A 26,794-nucleotide genomic window follows, 5' to 3' on the forward strand; every position below is an offset into this window, starting at 1 on the left:
ACGTCCTGATCCGGACAATGAGGAGGACACTCCGGCAGGGCACACCGGATGCGCGGCGGGCGTCAGGGAAACGTAAAGAAACCGCGACACGGGAGGGCGGCCAGGGCACACTTTCGGCCACACCGGTGAGGACGGACAGGGTCACGAGGGCGGGGATGTACATGTCGCTGTCGCTTGCGGCGGCCCAGCGGGCCATGGACGAGCACCCGACGGCACACCCGTTCCACCTGCTCGCCTGGGGCGTGTTCGCGACCGCGATCGGCCCGGCCCTGCTGACCGACTTTCGCGGCGCGGCCACCCGTCTGACGGCGCTGCAGCAGCAGCGGTCCACGGTCCGGCGGCCCCCCGCCACCGGCCGGTCCGTCCGCGCGGCGCGCCTGGTGGGCGGCGTGCTCACCGTGGCGGGCCTGCCGATCCTGGTACTGGGGATGGTCGAGCTGACCCGGCAGGGCCCGGGCGGTGTCCTGGAGCGGCACGGCACACTGCCCCTCCCGCTGACCGTGTGCATCCTGCTGGCCATGGTGTTCGCCGCCGCCCAGCACTGGCGGCGCAAGGGCATGCTGCGCACGGCCTGGCAGACCGGCAGCCCCCTGGCCAGAACAGCCTGCCTGGCACTGACCGTCGCCGCCGGCGCCTTCATCGCGGCGGCATGCCTCGGCTACACCGTCCTGGGCGTCCTGTGCTGGGCGGCCGGCGGACCCGCCGCGGTGGTACTGCTGACGGGTACGGCCGCACGGGAGCGGTAGCGGCCGCGTCGGGGTTCCCGCCCCGCAGGCTCACCCGGACGGTGTGAGGAAGCCGGCCCCCGCCAGGCGCACTGTGGACGCAGGACGCCGTCCGGACGCAGGTCCGGGAGGCAGACGAAGGGAACACGCAGATGAGCCTCGCGTACGACTATCCCCTGCTGAGCGCCTTCTGGACCATGCTGTGGTTCTTCCTGTGGGTCATGTGGTTCTTCCTGCTCTTCAAGATCGTCTTCGACGTCTTCCGTGACGACTCGCTGAGCGGCTGGGGCAAGGCCGGCTGGCTGGTGTTCGTGGTCGTGGTGCCGTTCCTCGGCGTCCTCGTCTACCTGATCGCCCGCGGCAAGGACATGGGGCGCCGTGACGTGGAACAGGCCCGGGCGCAGCGACAGGTGTTCGACTCCTACGTCCGTGAGACGGCCGGCAGCCGTCCCAGCAGCACCGACGAACTCGTCAAGCTCTCCGAGATGCGAGCGCGCGGCGACATCACGCAGGAGGAGTTCCAGAGGGCGAAGAACCTGGTCCTGACCGACAGCGCTCCCGTGGACCGGTCCGCCCAGAGCCACCACGTCTGACACCTCGAGGCCGGGACACCACCACGACGCAGTGGGTGTCACTGAACGTCAGTGGACGGCCGAAAGGCCCCGGACAGGATCTGTCCGGGGCCTTTCGCCCAGTGTCCGAGCGCGCCTCGCAGAGGCCGCCGCACCTAGTCGATGTCCACCGGACCCTCGTTGGACTTCTTCTCCTTGCTGCCGGGCAGCTGGAGCAGGCCGTTGCCCTGGCCCTCCTCGGGGCGGTGACCGTCGGAGCCCTGGCCGCCCAGGTTCTGCCGGACCGAGTCGAGGATCGTCAGGCCCTGGGACACCAGGCCGGCGGCGATCTCGCCGAGCCCGTCCGCGCCGTTGAGGACGTTGACATTGGCGCCGGCGAGGCCGCCGGCGGCCTCCTTGACGATCTGCGGGAGCTGGTCGATCAGCATGCGGTCGAGCGCGACACGGTCGTGCGAGGCCGCCGCCTCCGCCTGGATCTTCATCCGCTGCGCCTCGGCGGCCGCGAGGATCCTGACCCGCTCGGCCTCGGCCTCGGCGGGCTTCACGACCTCGGCCACCAGCTGCTGCTGGCGCAGCTTGGCCTGGCGCTGGGCCAGCTCCGTCTGGGCGGCGAGCACCTCCTGCTGGGCGTGTGCCTGCGCCAGCGGTCCGGCCTGCGAGGAGTGCGCCTGCGCCCGGTCCACCTCGGCCGAGTACTCCGCCTTGACGACGGCGGTCTGCCGGGCGTACTCGGCCTGCTTGCGGGCCGCCGCCTGCTCCGCCTCGACCGCGGCCTGGGTGGCCTGCGCCTGGGCGATCTGCGCCTGCCGCTGGATCGCCGCCTTGTGCGGCGCGGACATCGCGTCGATGTAGCCGGTGTCGCCGTCGTCGATCGACTGGATCTGCAGCGAGTCGACGATCAGGCCGATCTTCGCCATCTCCGTCTTCGAGGTGTCCAGGACCTCCGCGGCGAGCTTCTGGCGCTCGGTGACGATCTCCTCGACCGTCATCGAGCCGATGATGGCCCGCAGGTGGCCGGCGAAGATGCGACCGGTCAGCACCGACATCTGCTCCTGGTCGGAGAGGAACCGCTGACCCGCGTTGATGATGCTCTCGTGGTCGTTGCCGACCTTGAATGCGATGACCGCGCGGACGTGCAGCGAGATGCCCTGCCTGGTCACACAGGTCTCGGTGACCTCGGACTCGCACATCGACAGGGTGAGGAAGCGGACCTTGCGGAAGACCGGCAGCACGAACTTGCCGTGCCCCGTCACCACTCGGAACGGCGCGCCCCCCAGTCCCCGCCTGCCCCCCGAGATCAACATCGCCTCGTCGGGAGCGGGGACGCGGTATCCGAACATGCTTGCAACTCCTCAGCCGGCGTCGGCGGTGTCGCCGCCGAGCGCGTCCAATGGATCCACCCACTCGATGACGCCGACCTCGCGGCATCCACGTGATTCGATCACGAGCACCGTCGCGCCCGCGGGCAGGGGCTCCTCCGACCAGGCGAGGAAGGTCTCGGAGCCGCCTCTGACCCGCACCAGGACCTCGCCGGGGCCCGCGGATCCGCGGGTTCCGATGAGTACCTTCCCCGTGCAGCCGATCACGGCCTCGTCCTGCGGCATCACCGGCCGTCCTCCTACTTCCGACCCCAGGATTCCGACGATAGACCCAGTCGGGCCGGGACCCAACGGCCAGGGTGCCCCCGGCAGGATCCGAACCCGCGGGCTCGGGCCGGACGCGTACGCAAAGGGAAACGTTCGCCCGTCCGGGTCGCGACCGGGATGACGAGGAATGCCGACCGGCCGCCGATCCCACCCGCCACTCGACGGAGCGGCTAGGGTGCGAAGCGGCGCCCGGGCAGTGGCCGGTCCGCCGGGCGCGCCCGGAATGGAGAGCAGCGTGACATCCTCGTCCCCGGCCCGAAGCGGGATCCGGATCGCACCCCTTCTGCTGGCGACGATGGGCACCGTTGCCTTCGTCGCCGGATGCTCCGCGGAGGCTCGCACCACGGCAGAGACCGAGGGAACCGCGCAAGGCAGCCCGTTGCTCGCCGAGGTCGCCCGGCAGATCGCCCTGCCGGCGAAGACCTGGACGGCGTCGGGCACCCACACGGCCAAGGGCTATACGACCAAGGCGGCCAGGACCGTCGACGTCGAGGGAATGAAGGCCGACTGCGTCAACATCAACCTCAACAAGAAGCTGGCCGCCGACTTCCGCAGCGACGTGTTCGGTCCCGGCGTGAAGGGCTTCTTCCACAAGTGCCAGAAGGTCCGCCCGGACACCAACCAGTACTGGTTCACCATCAGTTCCGCGGACCGCACCCAGATCGGCAGACTCTGCGATCCGACCACCAGGTACCCGATCGTCTACGACGGCCAGCACCACACCTACTGGATCGACGAGCCGTTCAGGTGCACCACCCGGGTCGGCCCCTCGTAGGACGTCGGCCGGCGGGGTCGCTCAGTGGCAGGTGAACGCCTTCTTGGCGAGGCCGGTGCTCAATGTGCAGGTCTGACCGCGCACCGTACCGTCCGTCCGGTGGAAGGTCAGATCCCAGGTCCCGTTGTTGCGGTCAAGCTCCCCGTACCCGAAGACCGGCGTGCGGTCCGGAGGGTTCGCGGTGGGGTTCTGTTCCTGGGTGAGTGACGTGTGGACGGGCTGCGGCGGTGTGCCGACCGGTTGGCCCACGACGTTGCCGTCGACCGGGCCGAGGTCGTCCAGCGCCGCGCCCGAGGAGCCCACGGTCAGCTGGGGCGGGCGGAGGGTGTTGAAGTCGAGCATCTGGTAGAGGTGGACGTGCCCCGACAGCACCAGGCGCACATTGCTCGCCAGCCTGTGCAGGCTGGTGTTGGCCACGGCCGCGTCGAGGACGTGAGTCGCCCATTCCACCGAGCCCTGAGCTTGACCGGCTTCCTTCACCATCCAGACCGGTTTGTGCGTGAGCACGAAGAAGTCCTCGGAAGGACTCTGCTGCGCAGCGTGGTTCACGGCGTCGAATTGCTGGGCGAAGGTGGTCACCTGCGGCGGCGGCGGTGTCGCTGTGTCGTTGGCGAACGAGGAGTCCACGGAGACGATGTTCAGGATCCCCGCGCGGATCGTCGCGGGCGGAGGGTAGGTCACGCACGATCCGTCGCTGCGGAGTACGTCGGCGAGGTAGCGGAACCACGCGCCGCCGAAGCTCCCTGTCGGATGGGTGCACTCTTCGTGGTTGCCACGGGTCAACGCGACGGGAGCCGCGGCCAGTAGCGCTTCGGCGGGCCTGAAGAAGTCGGCCACGACACAGGCCCAGCCGGCTGCATCCGTGCGAACCGTGCAGCCCGGATTCCTGGCCTTGTCGTCCGCCCTGCCGGGGTTGTCGCGGTAGAGATAGTCGCCGGTGTGGATCACGAGATCCGGCGTGCCCTGGGCGATCTTGTTCGCGATCGGCTCGAAGGGCCAGGCGGTCGCGCAGTGCTGCGCCGGGGCTGGCGTGTCCGGGAGGTCGCAGCCGGTGTCGCCGATGACGTCGATCGTGCGGGGGCGTGTGGTCGCGGTCCACTTCGGCAAGGGCAGGTCGCCCTTGGGATGGAGCGTGGCCGCGTTGACCGTCGTGGACACGAAGTGCGCGCCGGACGCCCCGAGGGGCAGTGGCGTCTGGTCACTCAACTCGCAGACGGTGGTGGGGAACTGGGACGTCGAGGGGGTGCTCACCCGCCGCAGGTGGACCGTCGTCTGCGTCCCGGCAGCGGTGTATTGCAGGGTGGGACACGTCTGGCTCGTGTCGGTGGACACGTAACGGATCTTGGTGCCGTGGCTGGTCAGTTGGGTCCACGCCCAGGCCTCACCGTTGGCTCCCGCCCCGGGGGGAGGGGTCGGACTGGGGGTGGGCGTCTGCCCGTATGGCGGTGGGTGCCCGGGTGGGGGCGTCTGCCCGGGCGCAGGTGCCCCTGCGCTGTCGGGCACCCGTGCGGGAGTGGCCGTGGCCGAGACCGCGGTGGCCAGCACGCCGGCCACGGCGAGGGCGACGATCCGATGCATCATGTTCTGGTTCCTCCGTCGGAGAGCCCCGGGCACCGGCACGTCCCATCGCCGAGGGCCACACCGGGAATCGTCACCGACGCCATCACCCTGCGCACCAGCACGAGGACAAACGGGTTAGGCCGGGTGCTCCAAGGGGCCTCCACCTACCAACTCGGCAGGTGAGACCCCTTGGAGTCCGTGTCCTTGAGCTCGTGCCCCGGCAGGATTCGAACCCGCGGCACCCGCTTCAGCAGCGCATGTCAGACACGTGGTCGCGGGGAGGGTGACAGTGCGGTGCGGGCGGCGGAGAGGACCTGCTCGGACAGTGGGGAGTCCCTGGTGGCGCGGGCGAGGAGAAGGGCGCCGAGCATGGTGCACAGCCGGGCGATGCCGTCCTCGTCGTCGGTGGCGAGCCACTGGGTGAAGTCCTGCACCCCTTCGGCGTAGGTGCGGTGAGCCCCGTGGTCGCCACTGTCCCGGGCCATGTCGGTGGCGAGCGCGGCGACGGGGCAGCCCGAGGCGGGGTCGTCCCGGTGCCGGGCGGACAGGTACCCGTCGATCAGGGCCTGCTGGGCCTCGGCACGGTGCCCCTCGTGCTCTTCGAGCGTGGTGGCGTGGTGCTCGGCCAGTTCGCCGAACGCGTGGGTGACCGCCTCGTCGATCAGAGCCTCTTTGGAGGCGAACTGCTTGTAGAAGCCGCCGTGCGTCAGGCCGGCCGCCTTCATCAGATCCGCGACGCTCACGCCCGTGCCCTGCTCGCGGAACAGCTGCGAGGCCCGCTCCACGACCCGCCGGCGGTTCGCCTGTGCCTGCGCCTGTGAGACGCGACCCATGGGGCACCTCCCTTTTGGATGTCGGACAACATCTATCGTACGGTCTATTTAGATTATCTACATCATCTATTTGAGGCGCCCCTCCCCTCATCCGAGGACGCGCCCCTTTACTGGAGACACTTCATGGCCACTCGCCTCGGCCCGGCCGCCGAAGCCGACCTGACCACCGCCGCCACCTCCTCATCCGTGCCACCGGTCCGGCTCTGGCTCCAGCCGACCGTGATCGCCCTGGTCGTCGTGGCGGCCTTCGTCGGCTGCTACGTCGGTCTGCAGCGCGACCCCCAGCCGCACAGGGTGCTGGTGGCTGTCGCCGGGCAGGAGCTCTCGGGCGAGGTGCGCCAGGTTCTCGGTGACGGCGTCGATGTCCATCCCGTCGCCGACGCCGCCATGGGGCGCGCCGAGGTGGAGCGCCGCGATGTCGTGGCCGCGCTCAGCGGCCGTGCGGACTCCGGCCGGTTGCGCCTGGACGTCGGCGGGGCCAACGGGCAGTCGACGACGACGGCCGTCAAGACCCTGATCGGCGCCTATGCCCACGGGTCGGGCCGGCGCCTGACCACGGTGGACGTCGTGCCGTTCGCCCGTTTCGACTCCCGTGGACTGGCCGGGTTCTACATGGCGTTCGGCGTCACCCTGGCCGGCTTCGTCCTCGCCCAGAACGCCCTCGGCCTCGCGAACCATCTGCATCTGCGCCACCGGTTCCGGCTGCTGTCAGGCGTCTCCGTGGCCATCGGCATCGTCGCCACCGTCATCGCCGGACCCGTCCTCGGGGCGGTGCCCGCGCCGGTGATGCCGCTGGCCTTCGCCCTGACCCTGCTTGCCGCGGCAGCCGCGTTCACCACCAAGCTGCTGGGCACCTACCTCGGCCCGGTCGGCGTGCCCGTCGCCACCCTTCTGCTGCTCACCGTCGGCAACTCCACCAGCGGAGCCACCATCGGCCCGGACCTCCTGCCCTCCGCCGCTCGCACCGTCTCCGCCCTGCTGCCGCCGGGCGCGGCCGTCCGCGCCGTGACCGACCTGAGCTACTTCCACGGCGCGCAGGCGGTGCAGCCATTGACCACCCTCGCGCTGTGGGCGGGGACAGCCGCCCTCCTGGTGAGCCTGCGCCCCCACCTGAGGCGGCGACGCACGCGGGTGACCACCTGACACGGTCAGAGCAGGCGGATGGACAGCGCACCCCTGGTCCGCCATGCTGCCCTGGCGATGAGGGGCCACTGTCGGCCGCATCGTGTGAGGGGCGGGGACTGATGGAGCAATCGCAGGTCACAGCTGTGCCGCAGGAGCGCATCCGGTACCGGTTGACGCGTCCTCAACGCCTGCTGCCCGTGCTGCCCGGCTTCACCGTCATGGCCTCCCAGGCCTTGCTCTGGCTGGACAGGGGGCCGTCCGGTCCCGCACTGGTCGCAGGACTGCTCATATGGAGTGTCCTGCTGCCCGTGGCGCTGATCACCTCGCGGGCCTTCGGTGTCACGCTCACGCCATCGGCGGCCGTCGTGCACAACCTCCGCCGCCGGACCATCCCGTGGTCGAACGTCCAAGCCGTCCAGATCGAGTCTCTCTTCGGAAGCCGGACCGTCGTGATCTACGAAGCGGGCGGCCGCCGTACCCGCCTGCGGGCGCCGATCACCGGGTTCCTCAGCTGGGACCGCGGTTTCGAGGAGAAGTTCCACACCATCGGCAGGTGGTGGCTGCATCACCGCGGCCCGGACTGGGCTCCTGTCCCGCCGCCGGGGGTGCACTGGGGTGGCCCACCGGCGTCCGACGGGAGCCCTTACGCCCCTCCCGCGTAGTCGGCGCGAGCGATCGTCCGGTGAGGTCCGGCGCCGATCGCCGCCGGCCGCGCTTGCGGTCCGGGTCAGACCACCGGCGGTCCCGCTTCGATGCGGCGCAGCACCGGAGGAAGGCGGTCCAGGTCGGGGCCGGTCTGGACCTGTCGTTCGTCCCACCAGGTGGCACCGGCGTCGCGCAGGGGACCGATCACATCCCTGGCCTTCGCTGCCTCCGGGGGCGTGGCACCGCCGAGTACCAACTCGAAGGGGCGCTCGGCCTCGGCTGTACGGTGCTTGCGCACATGGCCGACCAGCTCGCGTACCTCTGCCACGTCCGGCACATGACCGTGCCGGGCGGACTCGAAGAGCGGTACCGCGCCGTCCCACCGCGCTGCCCGCCGCATGGGCGCACGACGCGGCCAGAACCCGCCGATCCACACCGGCGGAGCGGGCCGCTGCACAGTGGCGGGCAGCAGCGTCACATCCCGGACCTCGTAGTGCCGGCCTCGGTGGTTCACCGGCTCGCCGGACCAGAAGCGGCCCAAAAGCTCCAGTCCCTCGTCCAGCCGCTCGGCGAGGAGACGTGGCTCGGCGGCGTCACCGAAGCTGCGGTATTCGTCCTCGACCGGGCCGCCCAGACCGGCGGCGAAAATCACCCGGCCGCCGCTGAGGTGGTCCAGAGTGGCCACTTGGCGGGCCAGTTGCTGCGGACGGTAACGGGGGACCGGCGTCAGCAGTGTGCCCAGCCGGATCCGGGAGGTGGCCAGCGCGGCCGCGGTCAGCAGCATCCAGGGGTCTCCGAAGGGACGCCCCTGGTGCTGTCGGTGCAGTACGTGGTCCCAGACGAAGAGCCCGTCCCAGCCGGCCTGTTCGGCGGCAGCCGCAACGGTCGCGACATTACGGGGGTCGGCGAAGTCACCGAAGTTCGGGATGTTGACGGAGAAGCGCATCCCAGCAGGATGCGCAGTCGGCCGGGGAGCAGCAACCGGATTCGGATATGGGCGCGAGACGCCCAGCGGGCTTTGTGGCACGGGGTGTGGCACGGCTGTGATCACAGCAAAGGGCCAGTCCTGGAGGATCACGCCTCTGGACCGGCCCTTCATCGTGTGCCCCCGGCAGGATTCGAGCCTGCGACACCCGCTTCAGAAGTTCGATCCGAGCCCGCTCCGGCTGCGGTCGTCGGCTGGTGCGACAGCCGGACCAAGACGCTGGTGTACGCCCCCGTAACCCCCGAGCAGGGCCTTCTTTGCTGTCATCAGTGGTTGCCGGGCTTCTTCGGTTTCTCGGGCTTGTGGAGCTTGCCCTTCCCCGGGGTGATTGCGATACCGGCCGGGTTGGTGCTGACGGGGATGGTGTCTACGACGGTGTTGGTGGTGGTGTCGATCACCGACACATCGTTCGAGGTGAAGTTGGTGACGTAGGCGCGTCGGCCGTTCGGGGTGATCGCGACACCGAGCGGGCGGGTGCCGACGGGGATGGTGTCTACGACGGTGTTGGTGGTGGTGTCGATCACCGACACATCGTTCGAGGCGTCGTTGGCGACGTAGACGCGTCGGCCGTTCGGGGTGATCGCGACACTGAACGGGTGGGTGCCGACGGGGATGGTGCTGCCTACGACGGTGTTGGTGGAGATGTCGATCACCGACACATCGTTCGAGATGAAGTTGGTGACGTAGGCGCGCCGGCCGTTCGGGGTGATCGCGACACCGCCCGGGGCGGTGCCGACGGGGATGGTGTCTACGACGGTGTTGGTGGTGGTGTCGATCACCGACACATTGTCCGAGCCGTCGTTGGCGACGTAGGCGCGCCGGCCGTTCGGGGTGATCGCGACACCGACCGGCATGGTGCCGACGGGGATGGTGCCTTCGACGGTGTTGGTGGTGGTGTCGATCACCGAAACATCGCTCGAGCCGTTGTCGGCGACGTACGCGGTCGGGGATGGGTCGGCCCAGGCAGGGGATGAGGAGACGGCCGGCAGGGCCAGTCCCGCCAGCACGGCCAGTCCCGCGACGCCCGCCCGCAGCCACGCCCGGGGCCCGCTCCCTTTCAGCCTCGGACCGCGACGTGCAGATGTACCTGCCGGGTCGGTCGGGTCGGCTAGATGCATCGCTTTCTCCTTGCAGCCGGCGCCACGGCCCTGCGACCCCAACAGCGAACGGGGAGCTCTGGGGATCAGAAGAACCGTGAACTGGGGGAATCAAAACAAATGACATATATGGCGCGCTTTGGCGAGAAGTCAGCGAGGCGCGCCCGGACGCGGCCGTATGAGGTCCAGGTGCAGTGCCCGGGTCGATGGCGTACGGGATGGGAGCACCCCGCGCACGCCACAACGGACCCGCGGTCGGGAACGGCGCCCTCGCCACCCAGGTGCGGGCCGATCCCCCGCCGGAGGCATCGTTCTGACCGTGGCCTTGCCCGTCCAGGTCTCTACTCGGGGGCACGGGTGCGGCACGGACGTGCTCACAGCAAAGGGCCGGTCCGGGAGGACCGTCCCCGCGAGCGGATGCCGGATCCCTTACGGGGCCGTGATCACTTGCGCCCGAGGCAGCTCCCTGCATCGAGCGGCTCCGCGGCAACCGCTCCGTCATCGCCAACCTCGCCCAGTGCTTCGCGCTCCACATCCTGTTCGCGACGGTCGACGACGCCTCGTGGGGCCCGCTGCACCTCCCCCTCCCTGATGCGGCCACGGTGCGCCCCACCGCACCGGCGATCACGGCAGGGGCCCTGTTCGTGATCTTCAGGCTCCGGTGGAGCGTCCTGCGCCTGCTCGGCATCTGTGCTGCGCTCGGGCCGGTCGTCGCCGGGATCACGTCAGCCTGGTGACGCGGGTCAGGACGGGGTGAGAGGCAGATCGTCGGTGTAGGCGTTGACCGGCTGTGCGATGGGCTTGGTCCCACGGACGTCGAGGGCGGCCGCCGCGGTCCTCGTGCCGAGTGTGCCCTTGGGATGCCAGGTGCCGGTCACGGCCAGCCATGTGTTGGCCGGTGGCGCGTCGGTCCCGTACATGCGCACTTTGACGGACTGTGAGTCCGCGGCGCAGCAGGTGAAGATGATCCGCGTGAGGTACCAGCCGCCGTCCTGGCCCGCCGGGGTGACGAAGCCGGTCAGCTCAACGGTGCGGTTCCTGATGGCCAGGCTGCGGTCCTGCTGGACGCGGGTGGTGAAGCCCGTCAGCGTCAATGGCAGAGGCGAGGTCGCGGGCAGCGGGTCGAATCCCTTCTTCTGTGCTGTGACCACTTTGTCGTTGGAGCGTGCCGCGGTGTACGCGCCCAGAGCGGGCGGAGCGTAGAAGAGCAGGCTGACAGCCGGGAGGAACAGCAGCCAGGCAGTGCGCGGCGCGCGGGAGTGGTCATGGCCGTGCGCGTGGCCGTCGTGCTCAGGCCGCTGCCGGTCCCAGGCCGCGCCGGCCAGGCCGAGCAGCACCAGCAGGGCTCCGGACACAATCAGCGCAGGGCGCAACCCCTCTTTCACGTACCGCAGATAGAGGTCGGTGAAGAGGGCGACGTGCAGCAGACCGATGCCGGTCAGGGCCAGGAGGAGCACCTGTGCGGGGCGTTTCACAGCAGTGCGCCTCCCATCAGAACGCTCGTGGCGACCGCGACGACGACGGTCGCGGCGGAGAAGCGCCAGGCGAAGGCACGTCCGAAGGTGCCCGCTTGCAGGGCGATGAGTTTCAGGTCGACCATCGGGCCGAGCACCATGAACGCGAGCCGGGCGGTCGGCGAGAAGCCGGTGAGCGAGGCCGCGACGAACGCGTCGGCCTCCGAACAGACCGCCAGCAGTACGGCGAGTGCCGCCAGGAAGAGCACCGACAGCCAGGGCGAGCCGGAGAAGGTGTCGAGGACCGAGCGCGGCATCGTGACATTGAAGGTGGCGGCGGCCATCGCGCCAAGGACGAGAAACCCACCGGCGTGCAGGAAGTCGTGCTGGAAGCCGAGCCGGAACTCCGTCCAGCGGCTGTGACCGCCCTGGTGTCCCGTCGGCCCATGCAGCAGGACAGGTCGCAGCCACGTCTCTTTGCCCAGCCAGAGCCACAACCAGCCCATGACGGCGGCCGTGGCGAGCGAGGCGAGCAGCCGGGCGGCGACCATCGCGGGGTTGCCCGGGAAGGCGACGGCGGTGGCGGTCAGCACGACGGGATTGATCGCGGGCGCGGAAAGCAGGAAGGCGAAAGCGGCGGCCGGAGTGACACCCCGGCGGATCAGGCTGTTCGCGACGGGGACGGAGGCACACTCGCAGCCCGGCAGCACCGCGCCCGCCGCGCCGGCCACCGGCACGGCGAAGGCAGCCCGCTTCGGCAGCACCCTCGTGAACAGCTCGGTCGGCACGAAGGCGTTGATGGCGCCGGACAGGACGGTGCCAAGCAGGAGAAAGGGAAGCGCCTGGACGGTGATGGCCAGGCAGACGGTGCGCCATGCTTGAACGGCCGGCTGACTCAACCACTGCGTACCCGCGAGGAGGAGCACGGCGACCGAACCCGCGGCGGTCGCGAGTGCCGAGCCGATCCGCCACGGCAGGACGCGACGCACCGGCGGTCCGGCAGAGACGGCCGCCACCCCATCCATCACGTCAACCAATTCATCCGATTTTTGCATTATCACTCCGGATGTCGGTTTCTGACTGACGATAGATCAGGGGCCCGATGGCAGCGGTAGGCACACGCCGCTACGAAGCTGACAATTACCGATAATCAGCTCCCCGCCGGAGCCGTTCTCGACGAGGGCGATCAGCGTGGGGTACTCCAGCTGACGGGCGAAGGCGTCGGCGACGGTGCGCCGGTCGGTCGGAGCAGCGGCGAGGCCGACGTCGGCCAGGTCGTCGCCGTTGGACAGGTAGGGCAGGACGAGTGCCGGATCGACTGCGGAGGCGACCCCGAAGGCTCCCGATGTTCTCGCGGCGATCGTGGCTGAGACCACGACACGGCCGTTCCCGTACTCTTCCCCGGAGCCGCCGCGCAGGCCCGGCTCGGGAGGGGGCACGGACAATCGCGAGGGAGACGGCATGGGAGCGGCTGACCGGCGGAACGCCGGGGACTGGGACGGCGCCGGCAATCCGCCCGCGGCCAGGGACGGACACGCGAGCGAGTACGCACACGGCTACGGGTACGGGGGCGCTCCCGGGTCGGCACCTCATCCCGACTACGGACACCATGCCGGCGCGGGCCATGTCCCCTCCTCTGCGGCCGCACGCCATGACCACACCCCTGCGACGGGCAGTGGACGCACCACAGCGACTGACACCGGACATCACCCCGACCACGGCCCTGGAGCGGGTGTCGGCGGTCAGGGACACAGTCACAGCCACAGTCACAGTCACGGGCCGGCCGCGCCGGTCTCCCGGCACCTGCGGAAGGTCATCGCGGCGATCCTGATCCCCTTCACCGCCGCCGTCGTGGTGGGACTCGTGGTGCTGTGGCCGGGCAGCGCGCCGCCGCACAAGCGCTCCGGCGTCGGCTTCGACCAGCAGACCCAGCAGGCCACCGTCACCAGAGTCCTCGAAGTGAGCTGCAAGTCGGTGAACGCCTCCGGCGAGACCCCGACCGGCGACACCTCCACCGCCGAGGGCACCTCCGCACAGCAGGAGGCCAACGGCACCTGCCACAAGGCCACGATCCGGATCGACACCGGCAAGGACAAGAGCCGTACGTTCACTGAGATCGTTCAGCCCGACCAGACCCGGCAGCTGCACCAGGGCGAGAAGGTGGTGGTCGCCTACGAGCCCTCCGCCCCCAAGGACCTGCAGTACTCGGTGGCCGACGTGAACCGGCGCTTCCCCATGGCGCTGCTCGCCGGCATTTTCGCGCTCGCCGTCGTGGTCGTCGGGCGGCTGCGCGGCGTGATGGCACTGGTCGCGCTCGCCATCAGCTTCGGGGTGCTCAACTTCTTCATCCTGCCCGCGATCCTGCAGGGCTCGAACCCGCTGCTCGTGGCGGTGATCGGGTCGAGTGCCATCATGCTGATCGCCCTGTACATGTGCCACGGCCTGTCGGCCCGCACCTCGGTGGCCGTGCTCGGCACGCTGGTCTCGTTGGGGCTGATCGGCATCCTCGGCTCGCAGTTCATCGGCTGGGCCGCCCTGACCGGCAACACGGATGACAGCACCGGCCTGATCCACGGCCTGTATCCGAAGATCGACATGAGCGGTCTGCTGCTCGCCGGCGTCATCATCGGCTCCCTGGGCGTGCTCGACGACGTCACAGTGACCCAGACATCGGCCGTCTGGGAGCTGCACGAGGCCAACCCGACGATGGGCAGGCGCGGGCTGTACCGCGCGGGCATTCGCATCGGCCGCGACCACATCGCCTCCGTGGTCAACACCCTCGTCCTCGCCTACGCGGGCGCCGCCCTGCCGCTGCTACTCCTCTTTTCCATAGCGCAGAGCGGCGTGAGCACGGTCGCCAACAGTGAGCTCGTCGCCGAGGAGATCGTGCGCACGCTGGTCGGCTCGATCGGCCTGGTGGCCTCGGTGCCGGTCACCACGCTCCTCGCCGCTCTGGTCGTCTCGGCCGACCGCCCGCAGGGGGCGCCGGCACCGGCGACGGTCGACTCCGCTCCGGCTCCGGCTCCGGCTCCGGCTCCGGCACGGAGCAGTCGGGGGCGACGCCGCAAGCGCTGAGCACCCGTCGGCGCTCACGCGGAAAACCGCCACTGGGGAGTGCGAGGAACGACTTCCCGAACCCGGGCAGGCGCGGTTTGCCGGGTCCAGTTCGTCCACTGGTGGGTGTGACCGCCTCGCCCACAAGTCCGGTAACGCAGCCGACCGAGCAGATCGCCGGCCCGGGTATGGCTCGGACATGAGCGATGCCGGTGCGGGATCTGCTGCCGGTACCGGGATGGCCGGCAGGCCGCGGCGTGTCCGGAGGGCTACTGCCACCGGCAGGTGATCGACGCGGTGCGCTACCTCGTCGACAACAGCGTGTTCGAGCGCCACCGGCCACGCGAGTGGATAGAGAACAGCCAGTCAGCGAGCCACTTTGGCGCGAGCCTCGAAGATCATGGCTCCAACGTCGTGCTTTGGCGGGCAGGTCAACAGACTGCCCGACGCGCCGGAAGCTTACGGGGCCATGATCACTCGCGCCAAAGCAGCTCCCGGCCAAAGTCGCTACGTCGACCTCGCATGTTCGCGGTCACCTTCACGGGCTTGGCACGTCCAGCACCGCTCAACCGACGCGGGCAACCGTCACGGACGCTTCCTCATTGCGCGCAGCCCGAGCCAGTACGCGAGGACTGCAACCGCCAAGCTGACGAGAGCGGCGGCGACGTGGGGGTACTCCACGTGGTCCAGCTGATCCGCGGCATCTTGAACCGGCTCGGAAACGAAGAGGAAGGCGGTTGTGGCGGCAAAGAATGCTCCGGCCTCGTCCTTGGTCCACCGTGCCTTCGGGGAATCGCTCTTCACAGGGCCGTTGTATCGAACACTCGGACGGTGCACAAGATCCGCTGCTTTCACGTCGGGGGGCGGTCTCGCAATGGGAAGCCGTGCCCCGGTCGTGCCCGATCCAACGGGGAGCCGCGGGAAACAGCGGCCACTCATGGGCAGGGCCCAACACGACGGCTCCTGACCGATTTACCTGGTCAGGGGCCGCTCACCTGGCGGTGGGTGTGGGATTTGAACCCACGGTGACTCGCGCCACGATGGTTTTCAAGACCCCTCACGAGTTTGACTCGCCCAATGAGACTCCACTGCCCGCGTGGGCATGCATGCGCTGGGACCTCATGATGTCGTCTGGCCCGTCGCCCAGACCTCGGCGGGTGCTGTCGCAGCGGCGCGTTCCAGCCTGTGGATGAGCTGCCAGACGACGACGGTCGACAGCGCAGCGGCGCAGATGTCCAAGCCGTCACTGAACATGATCTGCCGTAGGGCGTGACGAGCCTGGGTCGTGGTGACGGCCTTCTTCAAATCCTTGGATGCATCGCTGAACGCATTCGCATTCCCAGCGGCCAGGACAGACAGCCACCACGCCGTCAGCAGAGGATGTCCGCGTCGACGCTGCGGTTCCGGCCGGCTGGCGGCCCACAGATCGTTGACGAACATCTTGGGCACGAAGAGCTGAGCAACCGGTATCACCCAGCCAAAGAACAGCCACGCCCGACGCCGACGTTGTCCCTGACGCCAGAGCACCTCCGCGACGTCGCGCATGTTGGCGAGCCAGATGCTGAACTGCAGCAGGGCAACGAGGAGCAGCCCCGACCGCCAGCCCGTCAGGTTTCTGAAATACGTGTCGACCTCGACCAGCGGGTTGTCGACGTACGGCCCCGGCGTCAGCGGTCCCGCCAGCAGTTGGTACTTGTACCAAGCCGCCAGCCCGGCCGCGGCAGTCGCCAGCGCGAAGGCGGTGAGCGCGCCGCAGGCGAACCGAGCCTGCCCGCGCGGCAGCCTGACTGCTCCAGCCACTTCACACCTCCTGGAAGCCGCCCATTCGGACTTCCCGCAGGTCGGCAGCGGATCCTAACCCCCGGGGAAGCCGCTGGCACAGCGCCTTGGCAGGTCAAGACCGCCACAGGGAGCTGACACCAGCGGCTGACACCAACAAGCGCGAACTTCGGCGGTCAACGCCGGACCCGCACGACCGCCCATCCTGCGACCACCAAGAGAAGACGAAGGCAGTCGAGTCCTCGTCATCGACCTGACAAGGACGAGGCCATGCCCGCGCAACTCGCGTGCCAGAACGGACGGGGACTCACGGGGAACCGAGGTGTGGCAGGGGGGTCCCCACGGTTTCTGCCCAAGTCTGGAATCCGCAGGCCCGCGCCCGAGGCCACCCGACCTCGCTCCTAAAGCGGTGGTCAGCGTGGTTGCTGTACAGCAGGGAAGTACAGCAACCACCGCAACCAGCCCCGACCACCACCGGCCCCGAGCGACCGTCTGACGTGCCCCGCGGCCCTCAGCGACCATCGCGCCCATAGTTCGCATCGAGGTGCAACGCACGACACCCGCCCTCGGGCCATCTCTGGGCCGTGCGGGGGTGCTCGCTTGCCGCCCATGCGGCGGAGACCTGACTGGAAGAGCCCTACTTCAGTGCGACCCCGTCCCCCGCCGCCGTCGCCGAGCTGGTCGTGCCCGTTCCCGCGAAGTGCCAGCGCCAGGTGCCGGAGGCGTTCGCCGTGGTCGTCGTCTTCAGCTTGCCCGCGCTGTCGGTGGTAACCGTCTTGACGGTGGTGTACGTCGAGGCGCCGGACTTCTTGAACTGCAGGGCGACCTTCTGGGCGGCGAAGCCGGTGTAGGTGTTGGTGTTCCAGTCGGCTCGGGTCAGGGCGCCGGTCACCGTCAGCGTTTTGCCCTTGGCGACCGGTTCGGGCGTCGCCTGGGTCGTCGTCAGCTTGGCGTAGCGCTTGATCTTCATCGTGGCGCTGCTGTCGAGCGTGTAGAAGTCGCCGTCGTAGGCAGCGGCCTCCATGTCGAGGTGCCAGGTGCCGGCGGAGCTGTTGTGGAGGTCGGCGTAGTCGGTGCGGTCGGGCTCCAGGCTGTACGACCAGGTGCACTTCATGGTCGTCGACGTGGGGCGCGTGCACGTGGCCGACTTCGTCGCGTACTGGATGCGGCTGTCGGAGCTCACCAGCTTGAGGCCGGCCATCATCCTGATGCCGGAATTGTCCTTGGCGGTGGCTGTGACGGTCAGCTTCTGGGGCTCGCTGATGCCGACGTTGACGGTGGTCTTGCTGAAGGTCACCGAGGTGAAGACGGTGTCGCCCTTGTGGTCGTCCGCCTGCGCGCCGGGCGCGAGGAGGGCGAGCAGCGCCAGGCTGCCGACGGTGGCGGCCGCGGCCGTACGGATGTGCATGGTTCTCCAGGAACGGTGAGCCGGATCTCCGCTCTTGGAGTCCGGGCGTGCAGAAGACCATCCGCATGGGGGGTTGGTTGTACGTACACCTCAAGTTGTTGTAGGCGTGTCCCACGAGTGCGGCACGGCCATCCCGCAGTTGAGAAGAGCGCCGTCACCGGGCACGGTCACGCCCCGACAGTGCTCGCTGAGCCCGGATGACCGCCAGGCGTGCGCGTCCGCCGTGGTCCCCGGCACCGGACGGGCTGCCGCAATCACCAGCCGCGTGTCCGCGTCCACGATGACCTGCACATTCGCCGAGAACCGGTAGTTGCGGCCGGAGGCAGCCACACCCCGGTCGCGGACCGGGACGAGCGTGCCGTCCACGATCCACGTCCGCTCCGGGGCATCGGCCGAGCGGGAGACGGGCTCGAGTGCGAGCAGCGGTCCCAGCCGCTGGATGACACGGCACACCGTGGAGGAGGAGACGCCCAACAGCCGGCCCAGCTGCCGCCAGGGCCGCTGGTGGGCACGGGCTCGAAGACGGACTCACCGGACGACGGCAAGCTCCCAGTCGTCCAATGGACCGTCGAGGACTTCCGCAAGCTGATGATCGAGCCGCTGGGCTCTGTCCAGACGGTCGCCCGCGCACTCGACATCCTGGCCAAGCAGCCTGACACGCGGCTGAGTTACACCTCCAATGCTGCTGCGGCAGCGAAGAGGGTCAGGCCGATGCCGCAGACAGTGGCTTGGGTGAGCTGTTTGCGGCGGCCGCGCGGAGGGGAGTGCGCCGCACTACGGGATTGATGGAGCTGCGGGCCGGGAGCAGGATCCGTGAGCGGTGCGGGCATGGTCGTGGTGCTGCCCGACTCGGTTCGGGGCGGCGTCTGGTGGTACCTGGCGAGCCAGTCGGCCGCCTGCTCGGCTGTCGGCCGGTGAGCCGGGTCCTTGGCAAGCAGGAGCAGCACGTAGTCGGAAAGCTGCTGCGGTATACCGGGGCGCAGACGACTGAGTGGGTCTGGGATGGCGTCGACGTGTTGCTGCACCACGGCCAACGAGGTGGCACCGCGAAACGGGGGCCGGCCTGCGAGCAGTTCGTACAGCACGCAGCCGAGCGAGTAGACGTCGGACGCAGGCTGGGCGGGGCGCCCGAGGGCGCGTTCGGGGGCGAGGTAGTCGGCAGTGCCGAGAGTCTTTCCGGTGGCGGTCAGAGCACTGGCCGCTTCGTCGGCGAAGGGCGCAATCCCGAAGTCGGCGATCTTCGCCGTGCGGTCGCCGGTCAACATCACGTTGGCGGGCTTGACGTCCCGGTGGATCACCCCCCGCTGATGCGCCGCGGCCAGACCCGCGGCCGCCTGGGCGGCGATGGCTGCCGCGTCCTGCGGGTTCAGGACACCACGCAAGGATCGGTCCTGGGCGAGACTCCAGCCGTCGACGAGTTCCATGGCCAGGTAGAGCTGATCCTGGTGCGAGCCGAAGTCATACATGCCCACGACGTTGGGGTGGTTGAGCCGACCCGCCGTCTGCGCCTCCAGGCGAAAGCGCTCGGCGTCCGCAGCCTGCTCGGCATGCAGGAACTTGACCGCCACGAAACGCCCGAGGAACTGGTCGGCGGCCCGACACAGCTTCCCCATGGCACCGCGCCCCAGCCTTTCCTCCAACTGATAGCGGTCCGCCAGCAGCCCCTGCACACCCACCCCGATCATCACAGCGCTCGTACCCCCTCAGACCCGCCCCTCAAGGTTCGTGATCGTTCGGCCGTAGACAGCCGGCCGATTGGGGTCCCTGCTGGGCTGGCCGACCCTCGTCAGCACCGCGTACGGGGCAGGCAGACGAGGGGGGCGCTGCCTGCCCCCTGTTCGCGACTGCTCACTCAAAGGGGGGCGAATGAGCACCACGGGACCCTGGGGTCCACCTCATACAGCGCACTGGCGTCCGTCGCTGTCACAGACGGCACATATCCAAGGGATATCTCAAGGGACATCTGTCGGGCCGTGCGCCGTGATGCGGAGCAGGGGCAGGCCCGGTTACGGGGCGAGCCGGGCCTGGGAGTCTGCCCTCCGTGGAGGCGCGGACAGCATCCTGCAAGGCGCAGGCCCGACCGCGCCGACCGCCGACGGCGATCTCGACGGCCGCAGGCGAGGGGAAGCGAGGAGGCCACATGTGCTCTTGGCGGAAGGCGTGGCCGCTTGGCATCCTGCCCGGTCACCCGTCCGGCGAGCACAGCGCTTTGCATCCACGTGCCTCATGCTGGGCTTTTCATCCAAGCGACGAGCCGGGCCCACCAGCGATCCTTCGATCGGCCAGGTGCACCGTCCCGGCGTCGAGGAACGCGTGTGCGCCACACCGTCCCGCCCGGTCGGACCGGATCCGGCCCCGTTCGAGTCAACGGCCCCTGTGTATGTACACCATTGCGCTCCGCCGACTCACACACGCACCGCTGAGGTGTTGGCACGCCGGCGAGCACTTGCTCCACGTGTCTCCCGCAGCCCTCATAGGTCGCCTTTCGGCATGACTGGCAGACAGTTCGTCGGCACATGATTCCCCTTCATTGGCGCCCGTGTTAACGACCAGTAATATCAACAGTTTCGTCACAGCCAAATTCACGATTCCGCCACAAACAACTTCCATACGTGCACGGTCTCCACGAACAACTGACTCCGTCGCCGGTGGGGACGTCCATGAGGTCGCAGTACGCCCCAATATTGCGTGGCACACCTCACTCAGCGCTGCCAAGCGAATCCTCCCGAGGTTGCTCGAAACACCGAAACAGTGGTTCCATCTCGCCCGGTCGAGAAATGGAGGCACTGTTCCGGGATGTGACAGGCCGTCACCGCGCCGCCTTTGAGTTCGTCGACCCGGGCGCGGAGAGGGCAAGAGGCCGAGAACGGCAACCGCCCTCACGGAACGGGTGGTGTGCGCCGGTCAGAAGGGAGCAACGTGAGTTGCTCGCACGCCGCAGGATGCCCCCTCTTCCCCTTGCTCAGGGCGAGCTTGCAAGGTTGGCGCGACTACTACTGCGACAGCGAGGATCAGTGGCTCGGCTGTGCGCGCTACCAGGTGTCACTCACCGGCGAGCGCGTACCGATCAGTCTGCTGCCCAACGGGGCCCGCGCGCGACACCTTGAAGGCGCGGCCACCGGCGCCGACTGGTCCGGCGCCCCCAACCCGGTGCAGGAACCACAGCAGGCCCCTCCACCACCACACAATCCCTGGCCACCGGAGAACGCGTCCTGGTCGCAGCCGACACCGACTCGGCCGCCAGAGCCGTCAGAACCTGTGCCTGCGGCATCGGAGACTGTGACTCAGCTCAGGCCGACATCTCCGACAATACCGGTCTCGCATTACCGACCGTCCCCGGCCCCACAGATTGCCCAGCCTCTAGACCGTCCATCTCGTACCGCGGGGCAAGGGCCCAGACCGCGCGGCTGGTGGGCTCGATTCACCGAATGGATGGGAGGCCCCGCATGAGTGGCTACTGGCACTGGTGGGCCGGCGCTGCCGGGCTCGCTCTGATCACCATCAACTACGCCCTCACCACGGATCGGTCTTTCGGGGTGTCGTCCGCGTGGGATCGCGTGTTGCACTGGCGCAGGGAGCGCCGCCTCGAGCGGATGGACGAGGAGTTCACCGACGAGCGTGCTCTCGCTGACGCTCTCGCCGCAGCAACTGCGGAGCACTTCGGCACCAGCCCCATCACGCCCACCGTGCCGCCGGTTCCGTACGGGACTTCACAGCTGCTCGAAACGGACGTCGAACCGACGGCGGGTGAGGACACCCCGGTGGCGAGCCCGGGCCCGGCCCCGCTGGTCACCCAGGCTGCCCTGCTGGTATCGATTTTCTTCGGCGGATTGATCGCCGCGGTCACCTCCGGGCGGTTCCACCTCCGCTTCGACATGGGCCCGGGTTTTCGGAATGTGGTCACCGCGAATCCGACCACGATGATCGTCCTGCTGTTCGTCGGAGGCGTGCTGGTCGGCTTCGGCACTCGGCTGGCCGGTGGGTGCAGCTCCGGCCACGGACTCAACGGCTGCGGCCGTCTACGCCCGGTCAGCCTGGTCGCGACCGCCGTGTTCTTCGGCACCGCCGTCGCGGTGTCGTTCCTGCTGTGGAAGGTGATCTGATGCGTACTCGGGGTGCGATTCTGCTGGCCAACATCACCACCGGACTGGCTCTCGGCTACACCGTCTCCAATATCGGCTTTGGCGACTACACCGAGCTGAACCGCATGTTCACCTTCCAGGACCTGCGCATGCTCCTCTCCTTCGCCGGCGCCGTCGTGATCATCGCGTGCGCATTCGCTCTGCTGAGGGTCCGCCGTACCCCGGGGCGTATCCACGCCGGCGTGATTCCCGGCGCAGTGCTGTTCGGTACGGGCTGGGCGATCTCCGGGGGGTGCCCGGCAATCCCGATCATTCAGGTCGCCGGCGGATACCTGCCCGCCCTGGTCACCATCGTGGGCGTCACCGTCGGTATCCGGCTGTGCCGCTGGGCCAACGCCCGCTACTTCCATCTCGACCGCGGTTCCTGCGGCCTGTGATCAGGGAGTCGAGGATGCGATGAGCCGGGCGGCGCGGTTGCGGACCGCGGTCGCTGCGTGCAGCGCGGCCTTTCGCTCGCGAACCAACTGCCCGCGAATGAGGGCTGGTTCTTCCTGGGCTCTCTTGTCTGCGTCGTGAGCGAACAGAGACGCCCTGACCCGCATCCCGAACGTCACGGTGCGGATCGCCTCCTGCCAGTGCGGGCGCCGCTTCCGACTGCGGGGCCGTAGTGGCGTGCGCAGGGAGCTCCCATCCCATCCGCCGTCGACCCAGGCAGAGCCGAGCAGACGCGGCCCATGGCGTCCAGGTCGTTCGTACAGTGGCGCGCTCCACCTGGACGCCATGAACCACGCCCGCTCCACGGTGTGTGGGTCGACGGCGGACGGGATGGGAGCTGGGGAAGGTTGTGGTGCGGGTACGAGCTCCAGGGCCGCGCGGTGCAGGCTCCCCCGGTCCGGTGGGCCCCCGAAAGTAGATCGTCGCCGCATGTCTCCCTGACATGGTCCGTTTGAGCGAGCCGCGGCTGGTGGCCCGGCGCGTGTTCGTAGCCGCGCCCGTCATGCGTGTTCGGCTGGGTCCCCTCGGCTCTGTCGGTGGCCGGCCCCAGGCTCACGGGGCCGCTGGTGGAGCGTGCTCGACGTGGCGTGTCCTGGCGCGGTGAGAGGAGCCCCTGATGTCCTGGCGGAACATTCAAGCGGAGGATGCGGTCTCTGGTGTCCGGAGATCGTGGCCGGGGCGGGCTCCTGGCCGTGGTCGGCTTGGCGGCTATCGCTGGGATGCTGTTCCCGGCTTTGCCCGCCTACGCCGGAAGCACGCATGTGCCGTGCTCGGTCCAGGCCCTCGTAAAGGCGATCAGTGCGGCCAACGGTTCACCGGGCGCCGACACTCTCCGCCTGGAGCGCAAGTGCACCTACCGGCTGCTGACCCCCAATAATGCCGGCAACGGCCTGCCGACCATCACCAGCCGGATCACTATCGACGGCAACGGCGCGACGATCACGCGAGCCCGGTCCGCTCCGGATTTCCGCATCCTCCACGTGGGTGTTGCGGGCAACCTGACACTCAACAAGACCACCATCAGCGGCGGGGTGGCCACAGACTGCCCTGGGGCCCCTTCGCCTCCGTTCCCTCCCGGGATCGTCTGCGGTGGCGGTATCGACAACCAAGGCATCCTGACCGTGAATCACAGCCGGGTGATCAACAACGCCGCCAGCTCCGCCGTCTACGTCGAGGGCGGTGGCATCGACAGTGACGGGCCCTCGGCGACCTTGAACGACACCGAAGTCAGCGGCAACACCGTCCAGTACACCGGCACCGAGGTGAGCGTTGCGGCGGGCGGCGGGATTGCCAACGACGGTCCGGTGACGATCAACCGCAGCAGAGTGCACCACAACACCACGAGCGTCAGAGCGGACACCGGAAGCTTCGCGACTGGCGCCATCGCAGTGTTCGCCCAACTGACGATCAAGGGCAGCACCATCAGCGACAACCGCTCCAGCGCCCCGGGCGGTACTGCACGCGGTGCCGTGAACAACTCCGCCACGGTGACCGTGACCGACACAACCTTCCGCAACAACACCGCTGATGCGCCGCACGGCACCGCCAACGGAGGAGCAGTCGCGAACGGCGGCACGATGTCCCTGGCCGACTCCCTGATCACCGGCAACACCGCGACCGCCAAGGACGGCACCGTCACGGGCGGCGCCATCAGCGTCAGCCCCGTCGGTGACCTCACCCTGAATCGGACCACTGTGCGCGACAACGCTGCCACGGCCTCCGGTGGCACTGCCCGAGGCGGCGGCATCAGCAACCTCCTCGGCGGCACCGTAAGGACCGATCAGTCACGGATCACCAAGAACTCCGCCAGCGCCCCGGGCGGCGGAACCGCGCAGGGGGGCGGCATCTTCAACGCCATCGGCTCCACCACCTTGAACAAGAGCACCGTCACCGACAACAGAGCCGGTGACGGGGGCGGCATCTTCAAGGCGTCCGGCACAGTCACGCTCAACGCCACCCTCGTCAAGCGCAACCACCCGAACAACTGCGCTCCGCCCGGCAGCGTCCCCGGCTGCACCAACTGAGTCAGCCTGGAAACATGGAGCAGCCCCGGATCGAAGTCGTAGCGCGGTAGTCATCGCCGGTGTTGTACAGCAACGAGGTACAGCAACCCCAGCAAACGACTATGACTGACGGCCACTCTGATGGACCGAATGGCGGCCTGTACGACCCTCATCGACCGATCTCTATAGAGCTACGGATCAGAAGGTCAGCTTGCCGGGCGAGCAGTCGCGCTTACTCAGGCGCCTGCTCGCCATGGCTGCGGAGAAGGTCGGCAGCAGCCAGGCGCATGTCCTGTTCGATGGCTGCACGCTCATCCGGCCAGTCCTCCCAGTTGCTCCACAGCCCGCAGAAAAGGTCGACCAGTTCGATCGCGGCATCCGTTCGTTCCAGATGGCAGGCGCACCAGTAGATCTCATTGCTGGCCTCGTAGTGGGTCAGGGAGCCGCAACATCCCCCGCGCCGCATCGAACATTCGCTCCCACCAGGCCTCCGAGACCCTGGGAACGGGACGGCCCAGTTCAGCCATGGCTTGCACGAAGAGACTCGGATGTCGGCCGGCGGGTCCCGTCGAGAGAGGCCTGCCAACTCGACGTCCAGGCAGGGCGCCCACGCACGAGCCCCAGGGTCCTCCGTCTCAGTTCCCGTCTCATTCAGGCCCGTTCACGGCGGTACAGACAGGACCCGGAGCCGTCCCCACAGCGGCGATCAGCCGCCCATGAACCCAGGCGAACGAGCCCATACAACACTCACCGCACCACCAACACAGTTGGAAAGTGTGCGCCTGCCCACGCCTACGCGAGGGGTGGTGCGCGGCCGGCGCTGGCAGGTCATCTCCTGGCCATCGACGAAGCCCGACCGTTGGTTACTGAGCTTTAAAGCGTGATGTCGTTGCAAGGAGGCGGCCCGGTCGGTCCGGGGCCGCCTCCTTGCGTGTTGCGCTGCGGCCGGTCGTTGCCGGCTTGGCCTAGGCGTCGAGGGACTCCGCGGCCTCACGGATCACATCGAGGACGAAATCGGGATGCGAGAGCATGGGAACGTGGCTGCTGTCCACGGGACGGACATTGGCGCCCATGCGCTCGGCGGCGGACCGCTCCAGGTCGGGGTGCACGGTACGGTCGTTGTTGGCGACGATGAACCAGCTTGGCTTCGTCCGCCAGGCGGTGCCGGGAACCTGCTGGTTGAACAGGTCCGCCACTGGCACAGCGCCCGTCGCCAGGACGAGCTTCTGCTCCGCTTCCGGGAGGTCGCCGCAGAAGTGCGGGACGCCCGAGGGCTTGAGCCAGACGCGGCCGTCAGCAACGTCCACGTGCTCGAAGATGGGCGTGCCGGGGAATTTGTCCAGCTGTTCCTGCGACGTCTCGTCCTCGTCTGGGGCGAGCGCGGCGATGTACACCAGAGCGCCGACGCGGTCGTGGGTGCCCGCTTTGGTGATCAGGGTCCCACCGTAGGAGTGACCGACTAGCACGATCGGGCCGGGGACGTGGTTGAGCGTGAAGTTGACGCACGCGACGTCGCTTTCGAGCGAGTCGAGGCCGTGCTGTGAGGCGAAAACCTCGTGCCCTTCAGCCTGGAGCGTGGGGATGAGCTTGTTGAAGCACGACCCATCCGCCCAGAGTCCGTGGGCGAAGACAATGCTGGGCTTGCCCGCCATGGCATTTCCTCCTGCAGGAAGATCGAATATGCAATATTGCACCATATTGCACGTTTAGTGCATATTCTTGCGTGATGGCCAGGCGTGTCGCCCCATACCAATCGTTGGGCCTACGAGGTTGAACGTGATGTCGTGGTGGTCATGTGTTGATGATCAGGCCCGTTTCGGCGAGGCAGCCGTCTATGAGGTCGCCGCGGTACCGGATGTGGCGCAGGCCGCGTCGGATGCGCTGGATGAGGTGTTCTGGCGTGCTGAAAGCGACGTTGGAGAGCCAGCCCCGCCGCAGCAGGGACCAGATGCCTTCGACGGGGTTGAGGTCGGGCGCGTAAGGCGGCAGGTAGTAGATGGTCAGCCAGTCGCGCGAGGCGGCGAACTCCCGCAGCCCGGCGGCCTTGTGGACGTTGAGGTTGTCCCAGGCGAGCACGATCGGGCCGCCGACTGCTGGTGGGCTGCGATCAGCTGGTCCCGGTAGTCGCGCCAGGAGAAGCTCTTACGCCCGTCGCGTCGGTTGTCGTCCCGGCGCGGCTGGTAGATCAGCCGGGACCGGTGGCCGGGTTTGTAGCAGGTCAGCGCCGCGATGGAGATCCGTCTGCGGGAACGGCCCCGCACCCGCACCACCGGGGTCCGCCCACGCTGCGACCAGGTCTTGGCCCGCGGCGGCGTCATGGAGAATCCGGCTTCGTCCTCGAAGACCAGCCAGGCTCCACGGGCCACCGCGAGTCTTCCGCGCAGGGCCACACCTCCTTGACCCACCCAGCCACCGCGTCCTCGTCCCGCTCCATCGCGCGTCGGGCCGGGACCTGGCAAGACCAGCCGTTACGCAGCAGGAGTTTCCGAACGCCCTGAATCGTGTAGGCCAGGTGGAAACGCCGCCCGATCACCGTCTTCACGCGACTAGGGTCTG

Annotated in this window: 23 protein-coding genes and 3 pseudogenes; 9 read left to right on the forward strand and 17 right to left on the reverse strand. The window is 68.7% G+C overall.

Annotation, left to right across the window (positions count from 1 at the left end):
- Positions 1–161 precede the first annotated feature (161 nt).
- Positions 162–746 carry a hypothetical protein gene (locus tag AC07CM_RS28750; protein WP_478879347.1) on the forward strand — a complete coding sequence of 195 codons (585 nt, stop codon included), beginning with the start codon at positions 162–164 and terminating at the stop codon, positions 744–746.
- 131 nt (positions 747–877) lie between these two features.
- The gene (locus tag AC07CM_RS28755) at positions 878–1,318 is read left to right on the forward strand and encodes an SHOCT domain-containing protein (protein ID WP_478879348.1); all 441 of its coding nucleotides are present in this window, start codon (positions 878–880) and stop codon (positions 1,316–1,318) included.
- 134 nt (positions 1,319–1,452) lie between these two features.
- Here AC07CM_RS28755 and AC07CM_RS28760 read toward each other — a convergent pair whose 3' ends face one another.
- Positions 1,453–2,637 (reverse strand): flotillin family protein, encoded by a 1,185-nt coding sequence (locus tag AC07CM_RS28760; protein ID WP_478879349.1) that lies wholly within the window; start codon positions 2,635–2,637, stop codon positions 1,453–1,455.
- Positions 2,638–2,649: 12 nt separating this feature from the next.
- Positions 2,650–2,901 carry a hypothetical protein gene (locus AC07CM_RS28765; protein WP_478879350.1) on the reverse strand — a complete coding sequence of 84 codons (252 nt, stop codon included), beginning with the start codon at positions 2,899–2,901 and terminating at the stop codon, positions 2,650–2,652.
- 277 nt (positions 2,902–3,178) lie between these two features.
- Here AC07CM_RS28765 and AC07CM_RS28770 point away from each other — a divergent pair, with 277 nt between their 5' ends.
- On the forward strand, positions 3,179–3,718 hold the full coding sequence (locus tag AC07CM_RS28770) for a hypothetical protein (protein ID WP_478879351.1): 540 nt from the start codon (positions 3,179–3,181) through the stop codon (positions 3,716–3,718).
- 21 nt (positions 3,719–3,739) lie between these two features.
- Here the strand turns inward: AC07CM_RS28770 and AC07CM_RS28775 are convergent, their stop codons facing one another.
- Positions 3,740–5,299: a metallophosphoesterase gene (locus AC07CM_RS28775; RefSeq protein WP_478879352.1), complete on the reverse strand. Its 1,560-nt coding sequence runs from the start codon at positions 5,297–5,299 to the stop codon at positions 3,740–3,742.
- A 239-nt stretch (positions 5,300–5,538) separates the two neighbouring features.
- Positions 5,539–6,111: a TetR/AcrR family transcriptional regulator gene (locus AC07CM_RS28780; protein WP_478879353.1), complete on the reverse strand. Its 573-nt coding sequence runs from the start codon at positions 6,109–6,111 to the stop codon at positions 5,539–5,541.
- Between the two features lie 123 nt (positions 6,112–6,234).
- Between AC07CM_RS28780 and AC07CM_RS28785 the strand changes: the two genes are divergently transcribed.
- Positions 6,235–7,254 (forward strand): hypothetical protein, encoded by a 1,020-nt coding sequence (locus tag AC07CM_RS28785; protein WP_478879354.1) that lies wholly within the window; start codon positions 6,235–6,237, stop codon positions 7,252–7,254.
- 101 nt (positions 7,255–7,355) lie between these two features.
- Entirely contained in the window at positions 7,356–7,898 is a 543-nt protein-coding gene (locus tag AC07CM_RS28790; protein ID WP_478879355.1) for a hypothetical protein, read from the forward strand.
- A 65-nt stretch (positions 7,899–7,963) separates the two neighbouring features.
- Here AC07CM_RS28790 and AC07CM_RS28795 read toward each other — a convergent pair whose 3' ends face one another.
- The 5 genes and pseudogenes from AC07CM_RS28795 to AC07CM_RS28815 all read right to left on the reverse strand — a co-directional run.
- Entirely contained in the window at positions 7,964–8,827 is an 864-nt protein-coding gene (locus AC07CM_RS28795) for an LLM class flavin-dependent oxidoreductase (protein ID WP_478879356.1), read from the reverse strand.
- Positions 8,828–9,132: 305 nt separating this feature from the next.
- Positions 9,133–9,984: a YncE family protein gene (locus AC07CM_RS28800; RefSeq protein WP_478879357.1), complete on the reverse strand. Its 852-nt coding sequence runs from the start codon at positions 9,982–9,984 to the stop codon at positions 9,133–9,135.
- A gap of 722 nt (positions 9,985–10,706) precedes the next feature.
- A complete protein-coding gene (locus AC07CM_RS28805) occupies positions 10,707–11,438 on the reverse strand; it encodes a TIGR03943 family putative permease subunit (RefSeq protein ID WP_478879358.1) in 732 nt (243 codons plus the stop codon).
- The gene (locus tag AC07CM_RS28810; RefSeq protein ID WP_478879393.1) at positions 11,435–12,442 is read right to left on the reverse strand and encodes a permease; all 1,008 of its coding nucleotides are present in this window, start codon (positions 12,440–12,442) and stop codon (positions 11,435–11,437) included. Before AC07CM_RS28810 ends, AC07CM_RS28805 begins: the two co-directional genes overlap by 4 nt.
- 132 nt (positions 12,443–12,574) lie before the next feature.
- Positions 12,575–12,751: pseudogene (locus AC07CM_RS28815) on the reverse strand (cobalamin biosynthesis protein CobW); the annotation flags it as partial.
- Between the two features lie 127 nt (positions 12,752–12,878).
- On the opposite strand from AC07CM_RS28815, the gene AC07CM_RS28820 reads away from it, so the two are divergent.
- Positions 12,879–14,492 carry a YibE/F family protein gene (locus AC07CM_RS28820; protein ID WP_478879359.1) on the forward strand — a complete coding sequence of 538 codons (1,614 nt, stop codon included), beginning with the start codon at positions 12,879–12,881 and terminating at the stop codon, positions 14,490–14,492.
- A 564-nt stretch (positions 14,493–15,056) separates the two neighbouring features.
- Here the strand turns inward: AC07CM_RS28820 and AC07CM_RS28825 are convergent.
- The 5 genes and pseudogenes from AC07CM_RS28825 to AC07CM_RS28845 form a co-directional block, all read right to left on the reverse strand.
- Positions 15,057–15,275, reverse strand: a complete 219-nt coding sequence (locus AC07CM_RS28825) for a hypothetical protein (RefSeq protein WP_478879360.1) — start codon at positions 15,273–15,275, stop codon at positions 15,057–15,059.
- 315 nt (positions 15,276–15,590) lie between these two features.
- A complete protein-coding gene (locus AC07CM_RS28830) occupies positions 15,591–16,271 on the reverse strand; it encodes a DUF4328 domain-containing protein (RefSeq protein ID WP_478879361.1) in 681 nt (226 codons plus the stop codon).
- A 616-nt stretch (positions 16,272–16,887) separates the two neighbouring features.
- Entirely contained in the window at positions 16,888–17,658 is a 771-nt protein-coding gene (locus tag AC07CM_RS28835) for a calcium-binding protein (protein ID WP_478879362.1), read from the reverse strand.
- Positions 17,659–17,775: 117 nt separating this feature from the next.
- Positions 17,776–18,150 (reverse strand): annotated as a pseudogene (locus AC07CM_RS28840) (transposase); the annotation flags it as partial.
- Positions 18,151–18,326: 176 nt separating this feature from the next.
- A complete protein-coding gene (locus tag AC07CM_RS28845; RefSeq protein ID WP_478879363.1) occupies positions 18,327–19,343 on the reverse strand; it encodes a serine/threonine-protein kinase in 1,017 nt (338 codons plus the stop codon).
- A 1,761-nt stretch (positions 19,344–21,104) separates the two neighbouring features.
- Here AC07CM_RS28845 and AC07CM_RS28850 point away from each other — a divergent pair.
- From AC07CM_RS28850 to AC07CM_RS28860, 3 genes are all read left to right on the forward strand, one after another.
- Positions 21,105–21,761 carry a YeeE/YedE family protein gene (locus AC07CM_RS28850; protein WP_478879364.1) on the forward strand — a complete coding sequence of 219 codons (657 nt, stop codon included), beginning with the start codon at positions 21,105–21,107 and terminating at the stop codon, positions 21,759–21,761.
- The gene (locus AC07CM_RS28855; RefSeq protein WP_478879365.1) at positions 21,761–22,177 is read left to right on the forward strand and encodes a YeeE/YedE thiosulfate transporter family protein; all 417 of its coding nucleotides are present in this window, start codon (positions 21,761–21,763) and stop codon (positions 22,175–22,177) included. Before AC07CM_RS28850 ends, AC07CM_RS28855 begins: the two co-directional genes overlap by 1 nt.
- 714 nt (positions 22,178–22,891) lie before the next feature.
- Positions 22,892–24,259, forward strand: a complete 1,368-nt coding sequence (locus AC07CM_RS28860; RefSeq protein WP_478879366.1) for an autotransporter outer membrane beta-barrel domain-containing protein — start codon at positions 22,892–22,894, stop codon at positions 24,257–24,259.
- Between the two features lie 211 nt (positions 24,260–24,470).
- On the opposite strand, the gene AC07CM_RS28865 is transcribed toward AC07CM_RS28860, so the two are convergent.
- The 3 genes and pseudogenes from AC07CM_RS28865 to AC07CM_RS28875 form a co-directional block, all read right to left on the reverse strand.
- On the reverse strand, positions 24,471–24,704 hold the full coding sequence (locus AC07CM_RS28865; protein WP_478879367.1) for a hypothetical protein: 234 nt from the start codon (positions 24,702–24,704) through the stop codon (positions 24,471–24,473).
- Positions 24,705–25,203: 499 nt separating this feature from the next.
- Positions 25,204–25,890 (reverse strand): alpha/beta hydrolase, encoded by a 687-nt coding sequence (locus AC07CM_RS28870; protein ID WP_478879368.1) that lies wholly within the window; start codon positions 25,888–25,890, stop codon positions 25,204–25,206.
- Positions 25,891–26,029: 139 nt separating this feature from the next.
- Positions 26,030–26,786: pseudogene (locus AC07CM_RS28875) on the reverse strand (IS630 family transposase); the annotation flags it as partial.
- Positions 26,787–26,794: the final 8 nt, after the last annotated feature.

The organism is Streptomyces sp. NPDC044061 (genome assembly GCF_056434305.1).